The following is a 26,411-nucleotide window of genomic DNA, read 5'->3' on the forward strand; positions in this document are numbered from 1 at the left end:
TTTTTTGCTAGGTTTTATTTGTATGTGTTGTGCCTTTTGAAGGGTAAATCTTTTGAACTGGAAATATGTCAAATTATTTTTAAACGGGATGACTTACTATAGATCATTATTTGTGAAAAGTTTGTTATGGATTTTTTTAGGTGATTAAAATATATTAAGAGCATAACAATACAGGACAGACCAAAATTTATATAAGCTTAACTTTGATAGTTCAATTTTTTTTGAAAACGAATTCACCAAAAAACATTAAAATTATGAAAATTAAAATTGTTCTATCAGTTGTGTTTTTTTTATGTACCATAAATAATTATTCACAACGCACAGAATCCAATTTCAATAATAACTGGCAATTCATACTTGATACGGATAATTTAGAATTCTCCGCTGAAAATTTTGTAGATTCAAATTGGGCAACTATCAATGTGCCTCACGACTGGTCTTTTGAAAAAGGAGTTCGTAAAGGAGGCGACCAAGGACAAGGTGGTGGTTACCACGATGGGGGTATTGGTTGGTATCGAAAATTTTTTACTGTAAATAAATCTAGTTTAACTAAAACAATTTACATCGATTTTGACGGGGTCTATATGAATAGCGATGTATGGATAAATGGAAACCATCTAGGAAAGAGACCCTATGGATACATCAGTTTCAGATATGACATTTCAAAATATTTGAAAGAAGGAAAAAACACTATAGCTGTTAGAGTAGATAATAGTTTAGAACCTTCGGCACGCTGGTACCATCCTTGTGGAATTTATGCGCCTGTAAAATTGATAGAAGTTTCAAAAAGTCATATTAGTCCTAATGGTATATTTATTACTACGCCAAAAATCCAGACTAATCAAGCTCAAGTTAATGTGGAAGTGGATTACATCAATCCATCTAACGGATTACAATATCAGTTTACAGTAGTAACGCCAACAGGTAAAAAGATTCAGTCTAAGATTCAAAAATTAGATGGAGATAAAAGTAATACTAGCCTAACGGTTAATAATCCATTATTATGGAGTCCAGAAACACCGGTTTTATATCAGTTAATCACTCAAGTAATTCAAAATAAAAAAGTAATTGATGAGGTTAAGACAAACTTTGGTTTTAGAACCGTCGAATGGAAAAAAAAAACTGGTTTTTGGCTGAATGGCAAAAATGTTAAGCTAAAAGGCGTTTGCGAGCATTGGGAAGGAGGGCCAGTTGGTGGTGCATGGACCAAACCAATGTTGCGCTGGAAATTACAACTGTTAAAAGATATGGGAATCAATGCCATTCGTCCTTCGCACAACCCAACACCTCCTATGTTTTATGATATTTGTGATGAAATAGGCTTATTGGTAATGGACGAAATCTTTGATGGTTGGCACAAAAAAGCACCTCAAGATTATGGTAAACAGGCTTTTGATAAATGGTGGAAAGCTGATATGAAAGAGTGGATTACCAGAGACCGAAACCATCCAAGTGTTTTTGTTTATAGTTTAGGGAATGAAACACATAGCCCTGTGGCTCCTGAGTTAGTTAAATTTGGAAAAAGTTTAGATGATACTCGTTTGTATTCATCAGGTGCGGGTAATCCTGAAGATATGGATATCACTGGGATAAACGGTGGTTCAGAAACCAAATCATTCTTAGAGTTTGCTAAATTTGATAAACCATTTGTATCTACTGAAGCACCTCATACTTGGCAAACACGTGGCTACTATAGAACCCAAACTTGGTGGCGCGATAATGAATTGCCAGGAACTTATCCGTTACCGAATTTAACCGAAAAGGAAATCTTTTTTTACGAAGGTTTAGACCCAAAAAAATGGAAGAACAGAAAACAACGTTATAATTCCTCTTATGATAATGCTACGGTTCGTATTTCTGCCCGTAAAAATTGGGAAGTAATGCGAGATACGCCTTGGCATAGCGGGCATTTCCGTTGGACTGGTTTTGATTATTACGGTGAAGCGGGTTTGGTTCACGGTGGTTTGCCTTTTAATTTGTTTATGGGTGGCGCACTTGATGTGGCGGGTTTTGAAAAAGATTTGTATTATTTCTACCAAAGCCAATGGACTAAGGAAACCATGGTACATATTTTACCACATTGGACACATCCAAGAATGAAAAAAGGAACGGTAATTCCTGTTTGGGTATATTCAAATGCTGATGAGGTAGAATTATTCTTAAATGGAAAATCATTAGGAAAAGACAAACCTGGAACTGTTTGGAACGAAATGCAATGCGACTGGATGGTGCCTTATGAAGAAGGAAAACTAGAGGCTGTTGCCTATAATAATGGTAAAGAAGAAAAGAGAATTTCAATTGCAACAAGTGGTGTACCTCAATCTTTAAAAAACAGTCTCAATAAGCTAAAAGCTGAGGGTGGATTTTCTTCAAGTTATATTTTTACAAGCGAATCCATAGATTCGAAAGCTACTCTTTATCCTTATGGTGAAAACAGAGTCTATTATCATATATCAGGGGATGTAGAAAAAGTATCTATGGAAAATGGAAATCCTATCGATTCTATTAGTCGTACCAAATCGGATTTTAGAACTTTATTTTTTGGAAAAGGACGTCTATTTTTAAGAGAAAAAGATAATGCTAAAAAAGCTTCGGTTATTACGGCCTCTATTTTGGGTGACAAGGCATTGTATCTTTCTAATCTGATTTCAATTGATGTACAAAAAATTGGAATTATTGGAGAAATATCTAAATCGAATTTGGAGGTTTTATATACAACCAATGGAGCTGACCCTCTGAAAGAAGGAGCTGCTTATACAAAGCCATTCGAAGTAGAAAACAATACCACAGTCAAAGCGATTGTGAAACAAAATGGGAAATTGATTTTACAGTTAGAAGAAACTTTTGGTGCTAATCAAGGATTGTTTTGGGGAGATGAAAAATCAGCTAACATTTGGAATGGTAGAGGGGTAAATATTGCCGCTGAAGAAGCTATTTTAAAAGGGGGTGCAAAAGTAAGTAATGATGCTAAACACTTTAAGGGAACTGGTTTTGTGAAATTTGATAATAAGGAAGGTAGTATTACTTTTTACCAAGAAAATGATGGTGAGGCAGGTGATTTTAGCATCCGATTTGGGTATATGCACAACGATGAAGGCAAGACTTACCCAATGAAGTTATTTGTAAACGATGTTTATATCAAAACTTTTGAATTTCCTGCCACAGGAGGCTGGATTCAAAACTGGGAATTTGTAAATACTATTGTGAATTTTAAATCGGGTGCCAATAACATCCGACTGGAAACAACAGGTCAAAGCGGTCCTTATATTGATGAACTTTTTATTGATTAATTAAAAAAAAGCAAATGAAAATTAGAAGTAAAATAATAGTAATATTGGTGTTTGTTTTAGTTGGAACAACAATTACGGCACAATCTAAAGTTGCCCAATCAGGTAAACCTAATGTGTTATTTATAGCAGTAGATGATTTAAATACATGGTTAGGGTGTTTAAAAAATTATTCAGGTACTAAAACTCCAAATATTGATAGACTAGCGGCCAGAGGTGTTTTGTTCTCTAATGCGCATTGTCAAGCTCCATTGTGCGGTCCTTCTAGGGCTTCTATTATGACTGGACTTCGACCTTCATCTACCGGAATCTATGGAATGATCTCTGATAATGCCATACGCAATAAAGAAAATGCAGAAACAAATGATATTATCTTCCTACCAGAATATTTTAGAAACAACGGCTACTATACTATGGGTGTGGGGAAATTGTTTCATGACCATGCTCCAAAGGGTGTCTTTGACGAATCAGGTGGAAGAGTGAGTGGTTTTGGTCCACTACCAGAAAAACGTTTTATATGGGACGGTTTAGGTCCAGCCGATAAAAGCAAATACGGACGTACCAGTACTGATTGGGGAGCATTTCCAGAACGAGATGACCAAATGCCAGACCATCAATCTGTAGATTGGACTATTGAGCATTTGAATAAAACCTATAATAAACCATTTTTTATGGGATTAGGATTTCTTCGTCCTCATGTGCCGTTGTATGTACCTCAAAAATGGTTTGATATGCATCCTTTGGAAAGCATTCAAGTGGCTCCCTATTTATCGGATGATTTAAATGATATTCCACAGGTAGGGTTGGATATTAATGATTTGCCAATGATGCCCTCAACAGAATGGGCAATTCAAACAGGTGAGTGGAAAAAAATGATTCAAGCTTACCTTGCTTGCATAAGTTATGTAGATTATGAAATAGGTCGTGTATTAGATGCTTTGGATAAAAGTGAATATGCTGACAATACAGTTATAGTACTTTGGTCAGATCACGGGTACCGTTTAGGAGAAAAAAGTACATTTGCTAAACATGGTTTATGGGATTCAGCTACTAAAGCACCACTTTTATTTGTGGCTCCTAGTCTTCCAAAAGGAAAAGTAATTGATACTCCTGCCGAAATGCTTTCGATTTATCCAACGCTTTTGGAATTGTGTGGTCTTCCTGCTTATGATAGAAATGAAGGTATCAGTTTGGTCGAAACTATGAAAAGTAATAAAGCCAAGAATAAATCATTTGCACTCACAACTTATGGAGCAAACAATCATTCTGTTAGACAAGGACGATATAGATTTACGCAGTATGAAGATGGAGGACAAGAGTTATACGACCATAGAATAGATCCTAATGAATTTACCAATCTAGCTAAGTTTCCTGAGTATAAAAGTGAAATCAAAAGATTGAAAAAATATTTACCAAATACAAATGAAAAGTGGGATATAAATTCATCATATAATTTTCAACCCTATTTTGTAAAACAACGAGCTAGAAGTCTAGGGGAAGAAGTAAAAGAGGTAAAGGTTATTGGTGCTGAAAAATAATAGATATAAAATGAATAAATCAATTAAAATATTTTGTTGTAGATTACTGTTAATAAGCAGTTCAATATTTTTAAATCCAATACAAGCACAGTCTTTAAAACACCCTGTAATTTGGGTTACTAGTGAGGAACGACCTCAGATTTTGGAAAATATCAAAAAATACGATTGGGCTAAAAGCATTGTCAATCAGTTGCATGAGCGGGTAGAGGGTTCACTCCAAAAACATCAATCGGACCCCAATGCGATTTTGAATTCCGTCCCAGCCTTTGCCAAAGACGACCGTGAAAATTCAGAGCAAAAAGCATCTCCCCTTGCATCAGCGCACAATAAAGTGTTGGCGCTTGCCTCGGATGCGGGCTATTTGTATTATTTGACCCAAGACGAAAAATATGCCCAATTTGCAGCAGATATTTTGGGCGTTTATATTGATCATATTGCACCTTTAACTCCTCAAACGACTACAATTTGTGGCTATGAGTTTTTTGACCCAAGGACTACTTATGGGCCTTTTGCCATAACCTACGATTTTATTTACCCGTATTTAAAACAAGCCAATGCAACGGTCTATTCTAAAACGCAAAAAAAGCGCATTCCTTTTGACAATGCAAAAGCTCAAAAAGCAATGGCTAATGTAGCTGGTAATGTATTGCAAGAGTATGGCAAACCCGACAAGCATGGTAAAACTATCTCAAATCATCCTATCTTAACAGCATCAGGAGCTTTGTTTAGTATTTTATGTATTGAAGATGATAAAGAACGTCAGCGCTTGTTTAATGTTTTTTGGGAAAAAGGAACAGCACACCAAAATTCATTTAAAAATACCATTCTACCAATGTTTGGAGAGCAAGGCGTTTGGCCGGAATCCTTGAGTTATAGTTTTATGCCAATTATTACGATGACTTTAAATATTGTAGATCGTATTTATCCAGAAATGAATGTGACTCAGGAAAATCAACACATTTTGAATGGCAATTTTCTGTTTGATTATCTAAGACATCCTAATAGGAAATTTGTTCGATTCGGTGATTCAAAGAGAAATAATGACAGTACGGAGGATTTGTATCTATATACATTAAATATTGCCGAAAGAAGAGGCTACGATGATATTAAACAAAAGGCACAACTGGCCTTAAAACAATCATATGAAGCCAAAGGAGGATATAAGCCTAAATTAGAAGATAATATTTTCAACAATTTTCAAATACTAGATTTGTTTTGGGGACAACCTATTCCTGAAAAAATTGACGGACGCATTAATTTTAATAAACCTACGGTTATTGTAAAACATGCAGGTATAGCACTTCAACGTAATTATGTTGCCAAAGAAAATGAAATTTATGGTTTGTGTGGTATCATTGGAGGTGCTTCGTATGTGCATTCGCATTTAACCGGGATTTCTATGGAATTATATGGCGCGGGTTATGTAATGGGACCCAATGCAGGTCTTCCTGCTTCAGTAAAAGAAAGACAAATTCCGCTTCATGAAAAATATTTCAGATTGTATGCCGGAAATAATTCGGTAATTGTCAACGGAAGTTCTCATGGTTTGGATGAAGGTTCATGGAAAGGAGATGCTTATGTTTGGCAAAACAACGCGGTAAATATAGCTGCCGAACCGAAACATTTGGAAAATCCGATAGCTGAAAATTTTAGCTTTGCTACTCAATTTTTAAAAGACGAGGTTAATAATTGTGTTCAGGAGCGAACACTAAGTACGATTCGAACTAGCGAAAAAACTGCCTACTATTTGGATATTTTCCGTTCGAAATCGAATGGAGAAAATAAATTTCATGATTATATCTATCACAATATTGGTGATGAAACCATTATAAAAAATGAAAAAGGACAACTTTTAAGTCTGAAAGAGACCGACCGTTACAACAATGATATTGGTGACCCAGTACAATCTCCAGGATGGCGCTATTTTGAAAACACCAAAGTAACCGAGTCCATAAAAGACGGAGTGGATGTGACTTTCAAAATTGATTTTGATAAGAAATACATGCACATGATGGTGCCAAAAGGAGTGGAACGTGAATTCACTACCGCCTTAGCACCACCCACACGTGAGGCTGAAAATGGGTATCTGAAAAAGAAAACGCAAGTAGTGGCTATCAGGCAAAATGGTGAAGCCTGGGACAAACCTTTTATTGCGGTATTTGAACCCTCTTTAAATTCCGAGTCTAGTGTTCAAAGTGTTGAGCCTTTGATGGATGGTAATAAAGTAGTGGGAGCCAAAGTGATTTCTAAAATAAATAAAACGCTAATTACCGACTATATTATCTGTCAGGATAAAGCAGATTCTGTTTATTCGAATAAAGACTTGAAATTAAATTTTGAAGGTCGTTTTGGAATTGTAAGGCTAGAAGAGGTTAAAAGGAAAAAGAAAGTAAGTCTCTATATTGGTGAAGGGAAAAAGTTAGGTTTTGCTGAAAAAACTTTGATTGTTAATGAGGAGTATAAAGGTTTTAAATTGTTCAATTAATTTTTTTTTCAAGAGACGTTTTGATAACGGAGACTAAGGTTGTGTGGGAAGAATGTTTTCATACAGCCTTTGCTTTTTAGATGATGTAGTTAAAAATAGTTGTTGATTTTTTTTAAATTAATTTTTTGTTCTCTAAATATTCAATAGCTTGATTGAAATTTTTAAATGTTTTATCAGCATTGATTAATTTTTTTTGTAATTTAAGATTGGTTTGAATTGCAAAGCATTTAAGATTTGCAGATTTAGCAGAGGCGACTCCATTTGGTGTGTCTTCAAAGACTATGATGTTTTTAGGATTGATATTTGATTTTAGAATTGCCTTTAGATAGGGGTCTGGTGCAGGTTTACTTTTTGTAACATCATTTCTTGTGATAGAAGATTTAAAATATTTTTCAATTTCTATCTTTTTTAAAATATAATCAACTTCAACTCTAGGACTGCCTGTTACTAAAAACATTGAAATTTTTTCTTTTTCAAAGCGTTGTAAAATGGCAAGAGCATTTGGCATAAATTTAATTTCTTCTTTTTTTATTTTGTTTTTGGTTATGCTATCTTTTAGGGTTGATAAATCTTTTATAGTAATGGATAATGCATACTTTTTTATTAATGTTTCTGCATTTAATGAAGTTGGAATTCCGGCAAGATGATTTAAATAATAATGATATTTCAATTTAACATTGAATTTCTTTAAAGATTCATTCCAACAATTAAAATGAAAATTATCAGAATTTACTAATGTTCCGTCAAAATCAAAGAATACAGCTTTTATTTTAGTCATTAAATTAAGTTTAGAAGTTTTTTTAAACTTATTTAGAATTATTGCAATTAAATGTTTTCTTATAGTTTTAGGATTTATTTTAGGCTTTTTTTATAATCTCTGGGTGATTTTCCCATGAAACTTTTAAAAATACGTGAGAAATATAAGGGGTCTTCAATTCCTACTTTAAAACTAATTTCTTTAATACTTAAATCGGTATAATTTAAAAACTCACATGCCTTTTGAATTTTTTTCAAATTAAAAAAAACGATTAGAGGATATCCTGTTTTTATTTTAAACTTTGTGTGTAAATAGGATTTAGAATAGTTGAATTTTTCTGCAATTTCGTCTAAAGTAAAATTTTGCTCTAAGTTATTCAATAAGAATTCAATGATTGAATCAATTAAAGTATCATTTTGTTCAATTTTAATGTTTGATTCGAAATCGTAATATATAAATGAACTTATAAAGTTTAGGCTTAAAAGGTTTGCGTATTCAATATTGTTTTCTTGATAATTATTGTTAAAAAGAGTAAATATTTTTTCAAATAATTTAATTTTTGTTGTTGAAAACGGTACGTTTTTGTAGTTATTAGAATGTGTGGCAATATATCGATCATAAAGTTCAGGAGCAAGCGATCCTTTAAAGTGAAACCAATATATGCTCCATGGGTCATTTTCATCTGCTTTGTATTCATGTTTAACATTTTTTGGAATGATGAAAAACTGGTTTGGTGAAATAAAAGTTTTGATATTGTTTAAATTTATTTCTCCTTTTCCTTTTGTGCAATAAATGAAAATGTATTGATTAGCGCCATTTTTTCTTATCCGGTGGTGATGGTTTGCCATGGGATAATAACCTAAATCGCTCACATAAAAATTTTGAGTTATAGCGTTTTTTTTAGCTGTATTGATAATGTTTTTAGGAAGGGCAATCATTTTTTGACCTAGAAAGCCTTCTTTTAGAGTGTTATTGTCCATTATTTATAATTTAATGTCTATTTGTGTTAAGTTGAAAATCTATATATTTTAGGTTTATTAATGATAATTTACAATTATAATTTAGTAAATATATGGTTATTTTATTAAAATGACGTATTTAATGTCGTTTTTGGTGTTTTGATATTATTGGTTATTCTGTGTGTAATCGTCTATGATTAGATGGTGCTATTTAAGGTTGCGGAAAAAAAAACAATAAATAAGCAATATTTTTCAGATGTGTCATTTTATTATCTGTATAATTCATGGATAAAGTCAAAATACAATATCTGTTTAAGATTGCTTAAATCACAACTCATATATTTCGATATTAAGTCGATGCTTTTTTAATAGTTAAAAAACAAAAGATCCTTTGAGAGTCTTAAACGTTTTAATTAACAATATTTTAAATAAAAGATATTGTACTATGGTTTTGTGTCGGAAAATTATTTATGACTTAGTTTTTAAATAGTATTATCCATGTTTTCAGTTTTTACGTCTATTTTTAGATCTTAAGGTCAATTGTATATTTGTATTAAATGATATGTTATTTTTTTTATAATGTAAAATTTAGGGTTTTTTTTTATTAATATGGTTTTTTTGTCAGTTTTTAAGAAGAAGTTAAGGGTGGCTTTATTCAGTGAAATAATCTATCTTTTTTGGTCTTTTTGTAATGACAGCTGTATTTGTACTATTTTTTTCAAACAATTCATTAACTAACTAATAAAATTTTTAAAATGAAAACAACCAAAACAATTTTAGTGCTCATTTTTAGCATTGTTACTATTGTAATAGGCTGTAGTGATGATAATGCATCAAAAGTAGATTCTATTCCAGAATTTCAATCTTTAGTTCAAGAAGTTTCTTCACTTCCAGATCGCACATTTACTTTTACAGGTACTGTATCAGATCCTGCTGGTATTAAATTTATAAATATGAAGTATGAGTCATGGTTTTTAGACAAAACAATCGCTTTTGATTCTCTTCCTAAAACATATGATTTGAATTACAAGTTTAAAGTACCTGCAACCGCAGAGGTAAATAGTACTCATACCATTCTTGTTACTATTATTAATGCAGGAGGAGTATCCGTAACTAAAGAAGTTAAAGTTACTTTAGACCAAGATATTGTGAAGCCAGTTATAAATGTAGTAAAACCAATAGACGGTGTTACTGTATTAATAGGTGGTGGAAAAGAGGTTGAGTTGGAAGTTACAGTTACAGATACAAAATTAGCAGAGTTTAAAATTGAAAGCTCCGTTTTAAATGAAACTATTCCTATTTCAGGCACCACATACACTTATACTAAAGCATTAGATATTGATGCTCCGAATAAATATTCTTTTGTAATAACAGTTAAGGATACATCAGGCAATACAACAACTAAGGTTATTACAGTAAATGTTTTAAATGAATTGTTATTTGATGTGATGTATGTTACAGATGTAAATCAAGAGGATTTATTAGTTTCTGATATGTTTGGTACTCCTTATAACACCACAGCTAGTCAGTTAGTTAATGAAAAGGGTTATGTGTTTACAGCAAAATATTATGCGGCAAATGCAAATGCTAAAGTACGATTCATTCCTCAAAAAACTTCTTTCGGTCCCTATTCTTTTGGTGCAGATCCTGTTACTCCAGGAAAACTTATAGTGGGAACTGATATAAGTGTCAATCCAATTACGCTACCTCAAAGAGGCTATTACGAAGTTAAAATGGATTTAAAAAATCAAACTTATACCGTTACGCCATATACACCAACCGACACACCTTATGATCAAATTTACATTCTTGGAACCGGTGTGTTTGTAGGGAATACCTCTACCTGTGTATCAAATGTTACAGGAGGTTTGCAGTGTTTTCATTTTAATTCAGGGAAACCGTTTGTTAAAGATGCTAACAATTCCTATTTGTGGACTATTGATGTTAAGATTGATGATGAGCCTAATTCAACTTCTTTAAATCAATTTATTATAAACGCAAATACTAGTGCTTGGGCTCCTTTTTGGAGAATGGATGCAACCGATCCTTCAATAGCGATTCCAGGTGGGGGGGCATCATTTGTTTTCCCTACAGAGGCCTATGGTAAAAATTATACCATCATTTTTGATAGCCACTTAAATAGATTATCAGTAATAAGACGATAAAATAAACAATCAAAAGAAATTATATGAAACGTGCAATTTTAATTATAATGGGATTTCTACTGGTAGGTTTTTCAGCAGTAGCCCAACATACAGTAAAAGGGACTATAAAAGACGAAAATGGACAGCCTATTCCCGGGGTAAATATTTTAGAAAAGAATACAACAAACAGTGCTGCCTCTGATTTAGATGGGAACTATTTGATTAAAGTGGGTAACAAAGCTACTTTGGTATTTAGCTATATTGGTTTTAAAACACAAGAAGTTGTTGTCAATGGAAGACAAATGATTCCAGTTAAATTAATAGAAGATAGCGCTCAATTGGAAGAAGTAGTTGTCATTGGGTACGGTTCTGTGAGAAGAGATGAGATTACAAGTTCTATTTCAACTGTTAAAGGAGAGGATATCGCTAAGACAACAGCGAGTAATCCAGCAGAAGCTTTACAAGGTAAAGCAGCCGGTGTTCAGGTACTTTCTTCTGGTGGTAGTCCAGGTGCTTCACCTCAAATATTAGTTAGAGGTATAACAACAAATAATGGGAGTCAGCCACTTATTGTGCTGGATGGAGTTATGTTGCCTGACGGGACTTCGCTTAACTTTTTGAATCCGGCTGATATTGAAAATTTTCAAATTTTAAAAGATGCTTCGGCCTCCGCTATTTATGGTTCCAGAGCGTCAAATGGAGTGGTGTTAATTAGCACTAAAAGGGGGAAAGAAGGAAAGTCAATTGTAAATGTTGATCTTTCTTACGGAATGCAGCAGATGCAAAAAATTAATATGGCTGGTGCTGACGAATATATTAAAGTTGTGAATCTAAGAAGAACTAATGATGGCGCACAACCTTTATATGATCCGGCTAATTTTAATACAGACACTGACTGGTGGAATGAAGTAATCGAAAATTATGCACCAATAACAAATGCCAATGTTAGAGCATCTGGAGGTTCAGAAAAAATAAATTATGCAGCTAGTGTTAGTTTTTTTGATCAACAATCTAATTATGATAAAGGTTGGTATCAAAAAGTAACTGGACGTTTCAATGTTGATTTTAAAATATCAGATAAAATTAAATTAAAACAAGATTTGAGTCCAAGAGTAGAACGTTATGAAAATACTCCTGCAGCTTTGTATAATTTGTTACGAATTGATCCTTTGACTGAAGTGTACTTGCCTCAAAGTGAGAGAGTAGGACGTAATATTTATAGTATCTATGCGGCAAGTAAAAATAATGTCCCCAATCCTGTAGGTAATATTGCACGCCAATTCAATGAAACTTTCTTTTTTGGATTTTTCTCAAACACACAATTGGATTATAAAATCACACCAGAATTAACTTTTAGCAGTCAATTAGGGCTTAATGTTACAAATGCACAAACCGATGTTTTTACACCACAATATTTTACTACTCCAAATCAGCAAAATGAAATCAATAACATAGCTAGGAATACGAATAGAAATTTTGATTATGTATTGAATAATACCATTAATTTCAAAAAGACCATTAAGGAAAAACATTATATGAATCTTCTAGGAGGTATTTTATATGATGCTCAAAATTATAATTATTTGAATGCTTCAAGAGATGGAGTGCCAGATAATGAAAACCCTGATTTGAGATATCTTGATGCGGCTCAGGGTGAAGGAATTACAGTAAATGGAAACGAAGCGCAGGATAATATTTTCTCAGCAATTTTTAGAGCTATCTATAGTTATGACAATAAGTATTATTTTACCGGATCTTTAAGAAGGGATCAGTCTTCAAGATTTCCAAAAGATAATCGGACAGGTAATTTTAAAAGTGCTTCATTTGCTTGGGATATTGATTCTGAAGATTTTTTCAAAAGTTCTGTTATTAACAACTTACGTTTGAAAGTAGGAATTGGTGAAGTAGGAAATCAAAATATTAGTAGAGCAGGTCAGTTTTTCTCAGTAGGTTCTGATAGTTATGTTTTTAATGGAGAGCGAGTTGTTAGTAGCTTCTTGTCTCAATTTGGAAACACCAATCTTAAATGGGAAACCGTAAGAGATAAAAACATAGGTATTGAAACCAGTTTCTTTGATAGTGCATTAGATTTTTCTTTTGAATATTATAAAAAGACATCCAAAGACTTATTGTTTAATGTAGAGTTGCCAAATTATACCGGAATTCCAGGTTTAGTGGCTCAAAACGTAGGAAGTTTTGAATCTGAAGGATTCGATGCACAATTGGGTTATAACAAAAAAATGGGGGATTTTACTTTAGGGTTGAATTTTAATATTTCTACAAACAAAAGTAAGGCAGTTGCCCTTGCTCCAGGTAATGAACAAATATTTGGACAAAACCGTCCAGACTTAGGAGGTAGATTTATCAAAATAAGTGAATTAGGTCAAACAGTTGGATTGTTTTACGGATTTAAAACTAATGGGATTTTTCAAAATCAAACAGAATTGAATTCCCATACCTCTAATGATGGTACTGCCATTCAACCTAATGCAAAAGTAGGTGATTTAAGGTTTGTTGATAAAAATAAAGATGGTCTATTAAATGATAATGACTTACAAGTAATTGGAAATCCATTTGCCGATTTTTATGGAGGACTTACAGCAAATCTTCAATATAAAAACATAGATTTCTCAATGCAATGGTATGGAACCTATGGGAATGATGTTTTTAACTACCCTTCCACATTTTTGTATTCTGGAGTACAGGACGTGAATGTTGCTGAGGGAGCCTTGAATAAAGTTTGGACACCTGAGAACACAGGAGCTAAATATCCAAGATTGACACAATTGGATCGTAACGGAAACTATCAAAGACCTTCGGATTTATTTATTGAAGATGGTTCTTATTTGAGATTGCGTAATGTACAATTGGGTTATAATTTTAATATTAAAGGATTTCAAAAATGTAGATTCTATATTTCAGGACAAAATTTACTTACACTAACTAAATATTCCGGGTTTGACCCTGAAGTAGCTGCAGGAGGAAATGTTATCAATGATTTTGGAATAGACTATGCTAGAAATCCGGTAACAAAAACATATTTATTAGGACTTAATTTAACACTATAAAAATATTATGAAAAAGATTGTTTTATTATGTATTATTTGTGTATCTTTTCTGATGGTATGCTGTAATAATGAAGATTTTTTAGATCAACCCTTAAGAGGGAGACAACAGTTAGATGATTATTTTTCTACCCCCCAAAATGCGGAAGCATTTATAAATGGAATTTATAAGAAAGTAAATGGTGAAAGTTGGTGGCAGGCCAATTTTCAACGACAAATTAATGATATGGCTACTGATGATAACTGGTCTGGAAACACTGCGCAACCACGACCAGATATTTCGGGGATATCTGCCTATAATGTTTTTCCAGGATCACAATATTTTAATTCGTTTTGGGAAAATCACTATATAGGAATTACTAGAGCAAATATTTCAATAGATAGAATTCCAGCCATAGAAATAGAAGAGAGCATCAAAAGGAGAATGTTGGGTGAAGCTCATTTTCTAAGAGCATTCTTTTACTTTGACTTGGTGCGTAATTTTGGTGGTGTTCCTATCGTAACAACATACACAGAGTTATTAGAACCTGCGATAAATGATAAAACACGTTCTTCTGTTGCAGATGTTTACAAATTGATAGAAGAAGATTTACAAATAGCCATAAATAATTTACCGTTAAGAAGTGAATATCCGGCTAAAGATTTGGGTAGAGCAACAAAAGGGGCAGCGCAATCATTACTAGCAAAAGTATATTTGACTGAGGAAAAATGGGCTTTGGCTCAAACCAATGCTAACGATGTAATTGTATCTGGGGAATATCAATTAGAACCCGATTTTGCAAATATTTATAGTGTTGATAATCATCATGGAGTAGAATCTATTTTCGAAATCGACTACATTAACAACCCCGTTTTTCAAGAAATTGGAGCGCAATTACCAATTACCAATGGTAGTAGAGGTGATCAAGGTTGGGGTTGGGGTAGTCCAACTAGTGATTTGGAAAATGCTTTTTTAAGTGAAGGTGATAATATCCGTTTGCGTTCAACTATTATTAAACATGGTGAACCTGTGTATGGTGATCCTGATGTGACATCATTTAACGCTTTGCCGTCTGAGAATAAATCAGGACGTACTAATAGAAAATACTATGTCCCTGTGGCCAAGAGACCAGTGCCTTATGCAAGAGGACAAATTGCTTTGCCATATATTCATTTAAGATTAGCAGATGTACTGTTAATTCATGCTGAAGCTGCCTATTTTAATAACGACCCTACATCGGCAAAATTATCATTGAAAAAAGTTCGAGACAGAGTGCAATTACCAACCGATATGTCGCTAACAGGTATAGCATTGAGAGATGCAATCTGGAAAGAAAGAAGATTAGAGTTGGCACTTGAACACCAAAGATTTTATGACTTAAGAAGACAAAAAATTGATGGTATTCCCAGAATGGCTTTGATTATGGGGCCAAATGGATCTTTTGTGAAATATAATACCCAAATTAGTACAGATCCTTATGAAACAACTAATTTAAATGAGTCTCAAGAAAAAGGAATCTTTTTTGACGTTAGTAAGCATCTTTTGTGGCCAATACCTCCAAAAGAAATTCAGTTATCTAGAGGTAATATTGTACAAAATCCAGGCTATTAGTATGTCTTTTAGGTAAGGATAATGAATTAAAGACTATTAATTCCATTAATAGTCTTTAGTTTTTTAGTTATGAAACTAATTAAGAAAGAGCTTGGATTTGTTGAATTTGATTATTGCAATCTGGACAAAACCCTAAAGATTACATTGCACTAATCCTTCATTTAACTATTGATTAAAGCTTTTAAAATTATTACATATAGTTTGTTTAATAATAAAATATTTATAAAATGAAAATCAATAAAATAAAAATTGTTTTTTTAATGATTATAGGGCTTTCAATTGTGTCATGTACTAACAATGATCCGACTGATCCTAACGATCCTAAATATAATGATCTCGATAATAATGATAATGGACCAACTGCAGATGTAGTTTTAACTGTAGATGCTTCAGATAAAATAGCCATTAATCCTGAAATTTTTGGGGTTAATAATGATTGGAAACAAATTCCTAATTCAACTTTTACAGGTTTTGCGAATATGTTAAAAAGTATCAATTATACGGTAGTAAGGTATCCAGGGGGATGGGAGTCTGAGTACTATGATTGGGATACCAATACTACTCCAACTTGGAATTCTGCACCATCTGTGGCAGGAGCATCTATTGAAACACTCAAGTCTAATATTAACAGTTATTCGATTGTGATTCCTACTACTTTAGCAATGGATAAGGCTGTAGGATCTGCACAGTTTAATACGGCTGTGGAAACTTTAAAAGCAACAGCTGAAAAAGCAATTACAAAAGCTGGTTTAGAACAATCAGGAATAATTGAAATTGGAAATGAGTGGTGGTTGCAATGGGCTGGAGGAGTTAGTAGAGCTGAAAAGTTAACTAAATATACAAATATAGCTATGGCATTGGCAGCACATCTAAATATAAAATATCCCAACCATAAGTTTAAGTTATTGGTAAATGGCGATTATACTAAACCTGAAGAATTTACCACAATGAAGCAACAGTTTACTACGGCTTATGACGTTATTGATGGTGTTGCACTTCACACTTATGCGGGTTATCAGACTGATACGCACAATATGTCCGAGTTAGAGTCAAGGATAAAAGCCTGTGCTACTAATTTTAATCCAAACAAAAAATTTATCTATTTGTCTGAGTGGATGCCTTCTAGAGATTATAATGATCGTGCATTATATATGGAAGCAGCTAATATTATTCCAGATATGATTCAGATTTATGCTAGGTCTAATGCTAATGCAGCGGCATATTGGCCTCCAGTTAATACCTCTATTCCAGGTTTAGGGTTGACTAATTGGAATTTTTCAACTGTGTTTCCAGTTGGGCAAATTATGGGAGAATTATCAAAATCCTACAAAGGATTCGCACTGAAAACGATTTCAAATAAATTTCATATTGCAGCGGCTTTGAATGATGCACAGACAATGGTGGTTTTTGTTACAGGAGGAAAGGAAACTGCGGCTCTAACAGCTGTTAAAGTGGCAAACTTCACTATCGGTTCAATTGAAAAGATTGAAAGATATGTGCCAGCAGATTACAATGAAACGAATAAAGCAGCTTCTTATATTACAGAAGAGGTGACGGCTAAATTAAACAAGAATAATGAGGTTGTTTTTAATGTAAATAAAGAAGGTAAATATCAAATCTATAAAATAGTATTAAAAGCCAAGTAAATACCTTAAAAGTATTATTGTCCATATTTATGATTTTTATGTCTATTTTTAAAAGATATCATAACTCTAAATTTGTATAATAACAGCAAGCCAATTATAGCTTATTTGAGCACAACAAAAATGAAAAAATACAATACCAATATCGTTTATGTTTTTAGTTTTCTTATTATGTCTCTATTAATAGGTGCAAATTTATATGCACAACAATTAAAAGTTGAAATAAACAGGAATAAGGTTTTTCAAACAATAGATGGTTTTGGTGCTTCAGATGCGTGGCGATGCCAATTTGTGGGTAAAAATTGGCCAGAAAGTAAAAAAGAGAAGATAGCCGAATTATTATTTAGCAAAGAACTTGACAAAAACGGAAACCCTAAAGGAATTGGTCTTTCATTATGGCGTTTTTATATTGGAGCTGGCACTGCAGAACAAGGAGATAGTTCAGAGATTAAAAATGAATGGAGGCGTGCGGATTCTTTTATAGATGCTACTGGTAATTATAATTGGAATAAACAACAAGGCCAACAATGGTTCTTAAACAAAGCAAAATCCTATGGAGTAGAAAAGTTTTTAGCATTCTCAATTGCAGCTCCTGTTCAATGGTCAAAAAACGGTAAAGGCTTTGGTGTAGGGAATAAAGATGGAGAAATCAATCTAAAAGAAGAACATTTTGATGATTATGCTGCATTTATGGTCGCGTTTTTAAAGCATTTTAAATCTAAAGGATTGTCTTTTGACTATTTGAGTCCTATAAATGAACCACAATGGGATTGGGAAACAAAAACACAAGAAGGCACGCCTGCAACCAATGACAATGTTCTAAAACTCACACAATTGTTGGATGCTCATATTGAAAAAAGTAATCTTGATACAAAGATAGTTTTAGCTGAGGCAGCTGATTTGCGTTGGTTGTATTCAAATTTTAACAAACCGGAACGAGGGAATCAAATTGATTATTTTTTTAGTCAAAAAAAGTCTTTTAAAAATGTAGAAAATAAAATTTCCGGGCATAGTTATTTTACTACTTGGCCTGTAGACAGTTTAATCGCTATTAGGCAAAAGCTAAATGATAAATTAGCAAAACATCCTAAGTTAGAATATTGGCAAAGTGAATTTTGTATTCTAGAGAAATCAGATGATATCGGCGGCGGTGGTAAAAGAGATTTAGGAATGGATACTGCTCTGTATGTCGCTAGGGTAATTCACGCAGATTTAACACTGGCAAATGCAAGTTCCTGGCAATGGTGGACAGCAATATCTGATGCTGATTTTAAAGATGGTTTGATTTATTTAGATACTGGAATCGAGAACGATATGTATAACAAAGAATCGCTTAAGAAAGATGGAAATTTTCACGATTCAAAATTGTTATGGGCTTTGGGGAATTTTTCAAGATTTGTACAACCTAATATGGTTCGTATAGACATAAAGTCTAGTAGTAATAAAGAACTCAAAGACCAATATAAGGATCTGATGCTTTCAGCCTATCTGAATACTAAAACTTCAGAAGTTTCAATAGTAGCCATTAATTATAGTGATGAAAATAAAGAGCTAGAAATTCCAGGTGTTACATTAGATAAACTATTTGTTACTTCAAAAGACAAGAATCTAGAAGCAACTAGTATAAGTAAAAATAATATCAGCATTGAAGCAAGGTCGATTAGCACATTAACAGGACTATTAATAAAATAAAATATAAAATGAGAATAAATAGAGTGGTTAGTTTAGTTTGTTGTCTTTGTTTTACAACTGTTTTTATAAATGGTTGTAAAAACAAAGAAGCAATAGTTAAAACTGAAAAAAGTAAAAAGCCAAATGTCATTTTTATTTTGGCTGATGATTTAGGAGTGAATGACTTAAGTTATGCAGGTAGTAAATATTATGAAACTCCTAATATAGACCGTATAGCAAATGAAGGAGTAGAATTTACTCAAGGCTATGCCGCATGCCAGGTGTGTAGTCCATCTAGAGCAAGTATATTAACAGGTCAGTTTACAGTGAATCATGGTATTACAGACTGGATTGGCGCAGAGACTGGAGAAAAATGGGCTAAAAGAAACAATACTAAAATTCTGCCCTCAGAATACGTTCACACAATTCCAACTGAAGACATTACTATCGCTGAAGCAATGAAAGCGGGTGGTTACAAGACTTTTTTTGCTGGTAAATGGCATTTAGGTGATGAACCTTCAACACCTGAAAATAATGGTTTTGATATTAACATTGGAGGATGGGAAGTAGGCAGTCCTAAAGGAGGCTATTATGCACCTTGGGATAATCCGAAATTAAAATACAAATATGAAGGTGAAAACTTAACAATGAGATTAGCTCAAGAAACAGTTGATTTCATAACAGAAAATAAAGACAAGCCATTTTTTGCCTATTTATCATTTTATGCAGTTCACGGTCCAATTGAAACAACCGAGCAAAAATGGAATAAGTATAGAAATAAAGCCGAAGCGCAAGGCATCCCTAATTCAGGTTTTGAAATGGAACGTGTTTTACCTATTAGAGTGGTACAAGATAATCCTGTTTATGCTGGGCTAGTAGAAAGTATGGATGATGCGGTAGGTTTGGTTTTGGATAAATTAAAAGAACTTCATTTAGATGAAAATACCATCATTGTATTTACTTCTGACAATGGTGGTGTTGCCAGTGGTGATGCTTTTTCAACTTCAAACTTACCTTTAAGAGGTGGTAAGGGATATCAATGGGAAGGCGGAATTAGAGAACCATATCTAATGAAAGTACCTCAGTTAAAAAATGGTCCCAAAAAGATTGAATATCCTGTATCAGGGGTGGATTTTTATCCAACATTATTAGACCTAACAGGGGTAAAAATCAAACCAACACAGAAAATTGATGGTATAAGTTTAGCACCTTTATTAAAAGGAAAATCGGTAAATGAAAGAGCTTTGTTTTGGCATTATCCACATTATGGAAATCAAGGTGGCGAACCTGTAAGTATTATTAGAAGAGGGGAGTGGAAATTAATTCATTATTGGGAGGATGGACACGACGAGCTTTATAATTTGCATAAAGATATGGGCGAGAAAAATGAAGTTTCCAAAAGTAATGTGACTGTTGCTACACAACTTAGAAAAGAGTTAGATGATTTTTTAACTGAAACAAAAGCAAAAATCCCTGTCCAGAATTCTAAATATGATGATGCTTTATCAAAAAAACAATATGAAAACAGGAAAACAAAAATGCGTTCTGATTTAGAGAAACAACGCAAAGATTTTTTAAGTAAAGATTTCCAACCCAATGCTAATTGGTGGGATAGTAAAACAACCAAAGATTAATATTTTTTCAAATAAATACAATAACCTAAAAACCATATGGATACTACTAAATTTAATTTCACTTACCTACTCTTTTTAGCACTGGTTTCTGCTATGGGAGGATTTTTATTCGGATACGATTGGGTTGTTATAGGAGGAGCTAAGCCATTCTATGAACTTTTCTTTGGAATCAGTAGCCTTCCTGCTTTACAAGGATGGGCAATGAGTAGTGCTCTAGTAGGTTGTATTTTTGGAGCTGTGATTTCCGGTTTTGTATCGGACCGTTTTGGTAGAAAAAACCCTTTGATTTTAGCTGCCGTATTTTTTTCTCTTTCGGCTTTTGGAACTGGCTATGTTGACACTTTTACGCCCTTTATTATTTATAGATTAATTGGTGGTTTAGGAATTGGGTTAGCATCAACATTATCACCAATGTATATTGCCGAAATTGCTCCCGCTAAATATAGAGGTCAGTTTGTTGCCATCAATCAGCTTACCATTGTTATTGGAATTTTAGCAGCTCAAATAGCAAATTATTATATCGCAGAAACAATTCCTGCTTCCAGCACGGCTGAGATGATGTTGAACTCTTGGAACGGACAAATGGGGTGGAGATGGATGTTTTGGGCTGAATTAGTGCCTGCTTTGGCCTTTTTTTTCTTGATGTTTGTTGTACCTAAGAGTCCAAGGTTTTTGATGAAAATTAATAATGATGAAGCGGCTTATAAAGTTTTGTCTAAAATTGGAGGAAAAGCTTATGCAGAAACTGAATTGAAGAACATCAAATTGACACTTAATGAAAATGTTAATCAAAAAATTAGTTACTCAGATTTCAAAAGTCCAAAAGTTAAACCCATACTCTTTATTGGAATTGTATTAGCCATTTTTCAACAATGGTGCGGAATTAACATCATTTTTAATTATGCCGAAGAAATATTTACAGCTGCTGGGTATAATGTAGGTGATATGTTATTTAATATCGTAATTACAGGAAGTGTTAATCTAATATTCACTTTTGTTGCCATGCGTACGGTTGATAGTTGGGGTCGAAGAAAGTTAATGCTATTTGGTTCAATGGGATTGGCTCTTGTATATTCGATTTTAGGAGGAGCGTATTATTTTGAATTCACAGGTTGGCCTGTCCTACTCCTAGTTATCATTGCAATTAGCATCTATGCCATGTCATTGGCTCCCATCACTTGGGTTGTTTTATCTGAAATATTTCCTAATAGATTGCGTGGTGTAGCGATGTCTATAGCTACATTTTCATTATGGATTGCTTCTTTTATACTCACCTTTACATTCCCAATTTTAAATGATTTATTAGGAGCTTCTGGGACATTTTGGGTATACAGCTTCATCTGTGTCTTAGGTTATCTTTTCATAAAAAGAAAATTACCAGAAACTAAAGGTAAAAGCTTAGAAGAAATCGAGAGGGAGTTAATTGACATAAATACAAAGTAATATGGTATTCAATTTATTAAAAGTAAGAATGTTTAGTTATTTGTTGTTATTGATTGGTTTTAGTTATGCTAGTGCCCAACAAATTGCTAATCCTGAAAGCTATCTAGATTCTTTAAAACAAGAGTTAAAAGTAAAATGGCCCAAAAACAGTACTAAGAATTTAGTTTTTCATGGTCATTCAGTACCTACTGGTTATTTAACTAATGGTGTAACAGACCGTTTGAATGCCTATCCTTTTTTGACATTGAAGTTATTAAATGATAATTATCCTTATTCTGTGGTTAATATAATAACAACTTCAATTGGCGGGGAACAGTCGGAGCAAGGTGCTAAACGATTTAAAAAAGAGGTATTAATTTATAAACCAGATGTACTTTTTATAGATTATGCACTTAATGATCGAAGTATCGGCTTAGAACGTGCTTTGATTGCTTGGGAACAAATGATCCAAGAGGCTTTAGAATATGGTACAAAAGTCATTTTACTGACACCAACACCCGATTTAAAAGAAGATATAACCTCTGATGATGCTCCGTTAGAAAAGCATAGTCAGCAAATTAGATCTTTAGCTAAAAAATATAATCTGGGATTAGTGGATAGTTATTCGTATTTCAAATCTTTAGCTAAAACACAACCACTACCAGCCTTTATGGCACAGAATAATCACATTAATCAAAAAGGACATCAATTTGTTGCCAATTCAATTTATGAATATTTCAAATATTGATTTATAAATTATAATCTAATAAAGAGCGCTCTTAAGAAAACAAAAATAGTAAGTGAAAAATAATTGTCTGTTGTTGAAAACAGATTTAAAAATATGAATATGAAGACTGTAAAAGCTTGGAAAGAGAAAGTAATTATTCCTACTTATGAAGTTGGGAAACCTGAAAAGTATCCTGTTTTTTTAGATAAACGTGTTTATCAAGCAAGTTGTGGAGCTGTTTATCCACATCCTGTAATTGAAACCATGAGTGATACCAAAGTAGATAAAGAATGGGATGCAATTTTTATCGAAAATGATTATATCAAAATTATGGTTTTACCAGCATTAGGAGGCAGAATCCAAATGGCTTACGACAAAATCAGAGAACGTCATTTTGTTTACTATAATCAAGTTATAAAACCAGCATTGGTAGGTTTGACAGGACCTTGGATTTCAGGTGGAATTGAATTTAACTGGCCACAACATCACAGACCAAGTACCTATGATCCAACAGATTTCACTATTGAAGAAAACGAAGATGGTAGTGTAACTGTTTGGGTGAGTGAAGTAGAGCGTATGTTCCGTACCAAAGGAATGGCTGGATTTACATTATATCCAGATAAAGCTTATTTAGAAATTAAAGCACAATTGTATAACAGAACACCACATCCACAAACTTTTCTTTGGTGGGCAAATCCTGCGGTGGCCGTAAACGATCATTACCAATCAGTGTTTCCTCCCGATGTACATGCCGTTTTCGATCATGGGAAACGTGATGTATCTGAGTTTCCAATAGCTAAGGGAGAGTACTATAAAGTGGATTACTCGCCAGGAACGGATATTTCGAATTATAAAAATATTCCAGTACCTACTAGTTATATGGCTATTACGTCAGAATATGATTTTGTTGGTGGATATGAAAATGATTCTAAAGGAGGTTTGCTTCATATTGCCGATCATAATGTATCGCCTGGAAAAAAACAATGGACTTGGGGGAATGGAGATTTTGGACAAGCTTGGGATAGAAACTTAACTGATGAAGACGGGCCATACATTGAGCTGATGTGTGGTGTTTATACAGATAATCAACCTGATTTTTCTTGGATGCATCCTTATGAAGAAAAAAGCTTTAAACAATATTTCATGCCATACTATAATGTAGGCGTGGTGAAAAATGCAACTAAGGAAGCTTTAGTAAATTTAGAAATTATTGACGGCAAAGCTTTGGTGAAAGTGTATGTTACATCCGAATATAATAGCGCTATTGTTTCTTTGAAAGGCAAAAAAGGTGTGCTATTGGAAGAAGTTGTCAATTTATCACCAGAACACGGCTTTGAAAAGTCGGTTGAATTAAATGGCTCTGAATTTGAAGATTTAAAAGTATCTGTTACGGATAAATCAGGAAATGTATTGGTTGCATGGGCACCTGATACAAAAGCAGATGCTGAAATTCCAGAGCCTGCAAAAGCAGCCAAAGAACCAAAGGCTATTGATTCTGTTGAAGCGTTGTATTTACAAGGTTTGCACTTAGAACAATACAGGCACGCTACTTTTAGTCCTATTGATTATTATGAAGAAGGATTGCGTAGAGCACCTGATGATGTAAGATGCAATAATGCTATGGGATTGTTAAACTTAAGAAAAGCACAACTGGAAACAGCAGTGGAATATTTTGATAAAGCTATTGACACACTTACCAGACATAATCCTAACCCTTATGATGGCGAGCCTTATTTTAATAAAGGATTAGCATTGAGTTTTTTAGGTAAAAAAGACGAAGCTTATGCTAGTATTTTTAAAGCTTGTTGGAATGCACAATGGCAAGATGCAGGTTATTTTAACTTAGCACAAATTGATTGTCTAAGAGGTGATTTAACAAAAGCCTTAGATTTAATTGACAGAGCTTTAATTAAGAACTGGCATAATCATAAAGGAAGACATTTAAAAGTGATTATCCTTAGAAAACTTGGAAAATTAGAAGAAGCTAATAAACTTATTGAGGAATCTTTGGCTATTGATAAATTTAATTTTGGTGTTCTATATGAGCGTTTTATAATATCTAATAAACAAGAAGATTTAGATTGCTTCAAAGAATTAATTAGAGATTACGCTCATAATTATATCGAATTTTCTTTAGATTATGCTATGGCTGGACAATATGAGGAAGCAATTTCAATATTAAAAGTGCATACTGACGGCAAATCTCAGGTATATCCAATGGTAAATTATTTTATGGGTTGGTATTTTGATCAAAAAGGAGAGGCAGCACAAGCTCTGGAATGCTACAAAAAAGCATCAAAAATGCCGGATACGTATTGTTTTCCAAATAAAATTGAAGAAGTATTAGCACTGCAAGCAGCTTGCAAAGCCAATCCAACAGATGCCAAAGCGTTCTACTATTTAGGAAACTTTTGGTACGCCTCAAAACAATATAAGGAAGCACAAGAGTGTATGGAAATGTCTGTTGCACTAGATGATTCTTTTGCAATTGTACATCGTAATTTGGCTTTACTGTATTATAATAAAACCAATCAAAAAGACTTGGCAAGAAAGCATTTAGAAAAAGCTTTTGAACTGGATGCAACTGATGCACGTTTGTTAATGGAACTAGACCAGTTGTACAAAAAAATAAATGTTTCTGCTGATGAACGTCTGACACTTTTAGAAAAAAACATCGACCTAACGATTCAAAGAGATGATTTATACTTGGAGCGTATTGCATTGTATAACATAAAAGGTGATTTTGAAAAAGCTAAATCGTTATTAGAACAACGTCAATTTCACCCTTGGGAAGGTGGTGAAGGCAAAGTGCCTTTCCAATATTTAACTATTCAGGTAGAATTAGCTAAAAAATATATTGGTGAAGGAAACTATCAAAAGGCCATTGACTACTTAGAGCAAGCAAAAGTTTACCCTCATAATTTAGGCGAAGGTAAATTATATGGTACTCAAGAAAATGACATCCATTATTGGTTGGGTTGTGCTTATCAAGGTTTAGGAAATGAAGAAATAGCAAAGGGTTATTTTGAAAAAGCATCTGAAGGTCTTAGCGATCCAAGCCCAGCTATTTTTTACAATGATCAACAACCCGATAAGATATTTTATCAAGGATTAGCATTGCAAAAATTAGGTAGAACCGAAGAAGCCAATACCCGTTTTGAAAATCTATTGAACTACGGTCAATCGCATATGAATGATGAGGTCAAGCTTGATTATTTTGCGATTTCGCTTCCAGATTTATTAATTTGGGAAGAAGATTTGAACGTAATCAATCAAATACATTGTAATTATTTGATAGGATTGGGACAACTTGGATTGGGGAAACAAGAGGAAGCTGTTAGAACTTTCAATTCGGTTACAAGTATGTGTTTTCATTTACCGGCACATATCCATGCTAATTTTGAAGGAAGTTTCATTAATAGTTAAACAAAGAACAATAAGCTGTTTGGATTAATTTGATAGAAAGCTTAAAAACAGATGATAATGAT

Annotated in this window: 14 protein-coding genes; 12 read left to right on the forward strand and 2 right to left on the reverse strand. The window is 33.3% G+C overall.

Annotated elements, in window-relative coordinates; genetic code table 11:
* Window positions 1-254: 254 nt before the first annotated feature.
* Genes B6A10_RS06060 through B6A10_RS06070 form a run of 3 tightly spaced genes read left to right on the forward strand, consistent with a single transcriptional unit; the run spans window position 255 to window position 7,310 of the window.
* Complete coding sequence (locus tag B6A10_RS06060; RefSeq protein ID WP_188220129.1) at window positions 255-3,290, forward strand: sugar-binding domain-containing protein; 3,036 nt, start codon at window positions 255-257, stop codon at window positions 3,288-3,290.
* A gap of 14 nt (window positions 3,291-3,304) precedes the next feature.
* The gene (locus tag B6A10_RS06065) at window positions 3,305-4,825 is read left to right on the forward strand and encodes a sulfatase (protein WP_188220130.1); all 1,521 of its coding nucleotides are present in this window, start codon (window positions 3,305-3,307) and stop codon (window positions 4,823-4,825) included.
* Window positions 4,826-4,835: 10 nt separating this feature from the next.
* The gene (locus B6A10_RS06070) at window positions 4,836-7,310 is read left to right on the forward strand and encodes a hypothetical protein (protein WP_188220131.1); all 2,475 of its coding nucleotides are present in this window, start codon (window positions 4,836-4,838) and stop codon (window positions 7,308-7,310) included.
* Between the two features lie 112 nt (window positions 7,311-7,422).
* On the opposite strand, the gene B6A10_RS06075 is transcribed toward B6A10_RS06070, so the two are convergent.
* Together B6A10_RS06075 and B6A10_RS06080 are read right to left on the reverse strand one after the other, a co-directional pair.
* The gene (locus B6A10_RS06075; protein WP_188220132.1) at window positions 7,423-8,088 is read right to left on the reverse strand and encodes an HAD family hydrolase; all 666 of its coding nucleotides are present in this window, start codon (window positions 8,086-8,088) and stop codon (window positions 7,423-7,425) included.
* Window positions 8,089-8,162: 74 nt separating this feature from the next.
* The gene (locus B6A10_RS06080; protein ID WP_188220133.1) at window positions 8,163-9,047 is read right to left on the reverse strand and encodes an AraC family transcriptional regulator; all 885 of its coding nucleotides are present in this window, start codon (window positions 9,045-9,047) and stop codon (window positions 8,163-8,165) included.
* A gap of 734 nt (window positions 9,048-9,781) precedes the next feature.
* Here B6A10_RS06080 and B6A10_RS06085 point away from each other — a divergent pair.
* From B6A10_RS06085 to B6A10_RS06125, 9 genes are all read left to right on the forward strand, one after another.
* Complete coding sequence (locus B6A10_RS06085) at window positions 9,782-11,191, forward strand: hypothetical protein (RefSeq protein ID WP_188220134.1); 1,410 nt, start codon at window positions 9,782-9,784, stop codon at window positions 11,189-11,191.
* Between the two features lie 23 nt (window positions 11,192-11,214).
* A complete protein-coding gene (locus B6A10_RS06090; protein WP_188220135.1) occupies window positions 11,215-14,238 on the forward strand; it encodes a SusC/RagA family TonB-linked outer membrane protein in 3,024 nt (1,007 codons plus the stop codon).
* Window positions 14,239-14,245: 7 nt separating this feature from the next.
* Window positions 14,246-15,826: a RagB/SusD family nutrient uptake outer membrane protein gene (locus B6A10_RS06095; RefSeq protein WP_188220136.1), complete on the forward strand. Its 1,581-nt coding sequence runs from the start codon at window positions 14,246-14,248 to the stop codon at window positions 15,824-15,826.
* Between the two features lie 227 nt (window positions 15,827-16,053).
* Complete coding sequence (locus B6A10_RS06100) at window positions 16,054-17,472, forward strand: hypothetical protein (protein WP_188220137.1); 1,419 nt, start codon at window positions 16,054-16,056, stop codon at window positions 17,470-17,472.
* Between the two features lie 120 nt (window positions 17,473-17,592).
* Complete coding sequence (locus B6A10_RS06105; RefSeq protein ID WP_188220138.1) at window positions 17,593-19,161, forward strand: glycoside hydrolase; 1,569 nt, start codon at window positions 17,593-17,595, stop codon at window positions 19,159-19,161.
* Window positions 19,162-19,169: 8 nt separating this feature from the next.
* Window positions 19,170-20,774, forward strand: coding sequence for a sulfatase (locus B6A10_RS06110; protein ID WP_188220139.1), 1,605 nt, complete (start codon window positions 19,170-19,172; stop codon window positions 20,772-20,774).
* A gap of 36 nt (window positions 20,775-20,810) precedes the next feature.
* Window positions 20,811-22,217: a sugar porter family MFS transporter gene (locus B6A10_RS06115; protein ID WP_188220140.1), complete on the forward strand. Its 1,407-nt coding sequence runs from the start codon at window positions 20,811-20,813 to the stop codon at window positions 22,215-22,217.
* 1 nt (window position 22,218) lies between these two features.
* On the forward strand, window positions 22,219-22,944 hold the full coding sequence (locus B6A10_RS06120) for an SGNH/GDSL hydrolase family protein (protein WP_202986202.1): 726 nt from the start codon (window positions 22,219-22,221) through the stop codon (window positions 22,942-22,944).
* Window positions 22,945-23,043: 99 nt separating this feature from the next.
* Complete coding sequence (locus B6A10_RS06125; RefSeq protein WP_188220141.1) at window positions 23,044-26,349, forward strand: DUF5107 domain-containing protein; 3,306 nt, start codon at window positions 23,044-23,046, stop codon at window positions 26,347-26,349.
* Window positions 26,350-26,411: the final 62 nt, after the last annotated feature.

It is taken from the genome of Flavobacterium pokkalii (assembly GCF_014596575.1).
GTDB lineage: Bacteria > Bacteroidota > Bacteroidia > Flavobacteriales > Flavobacteriaceae > Flavobacterium > Flavobacterium pokkalii.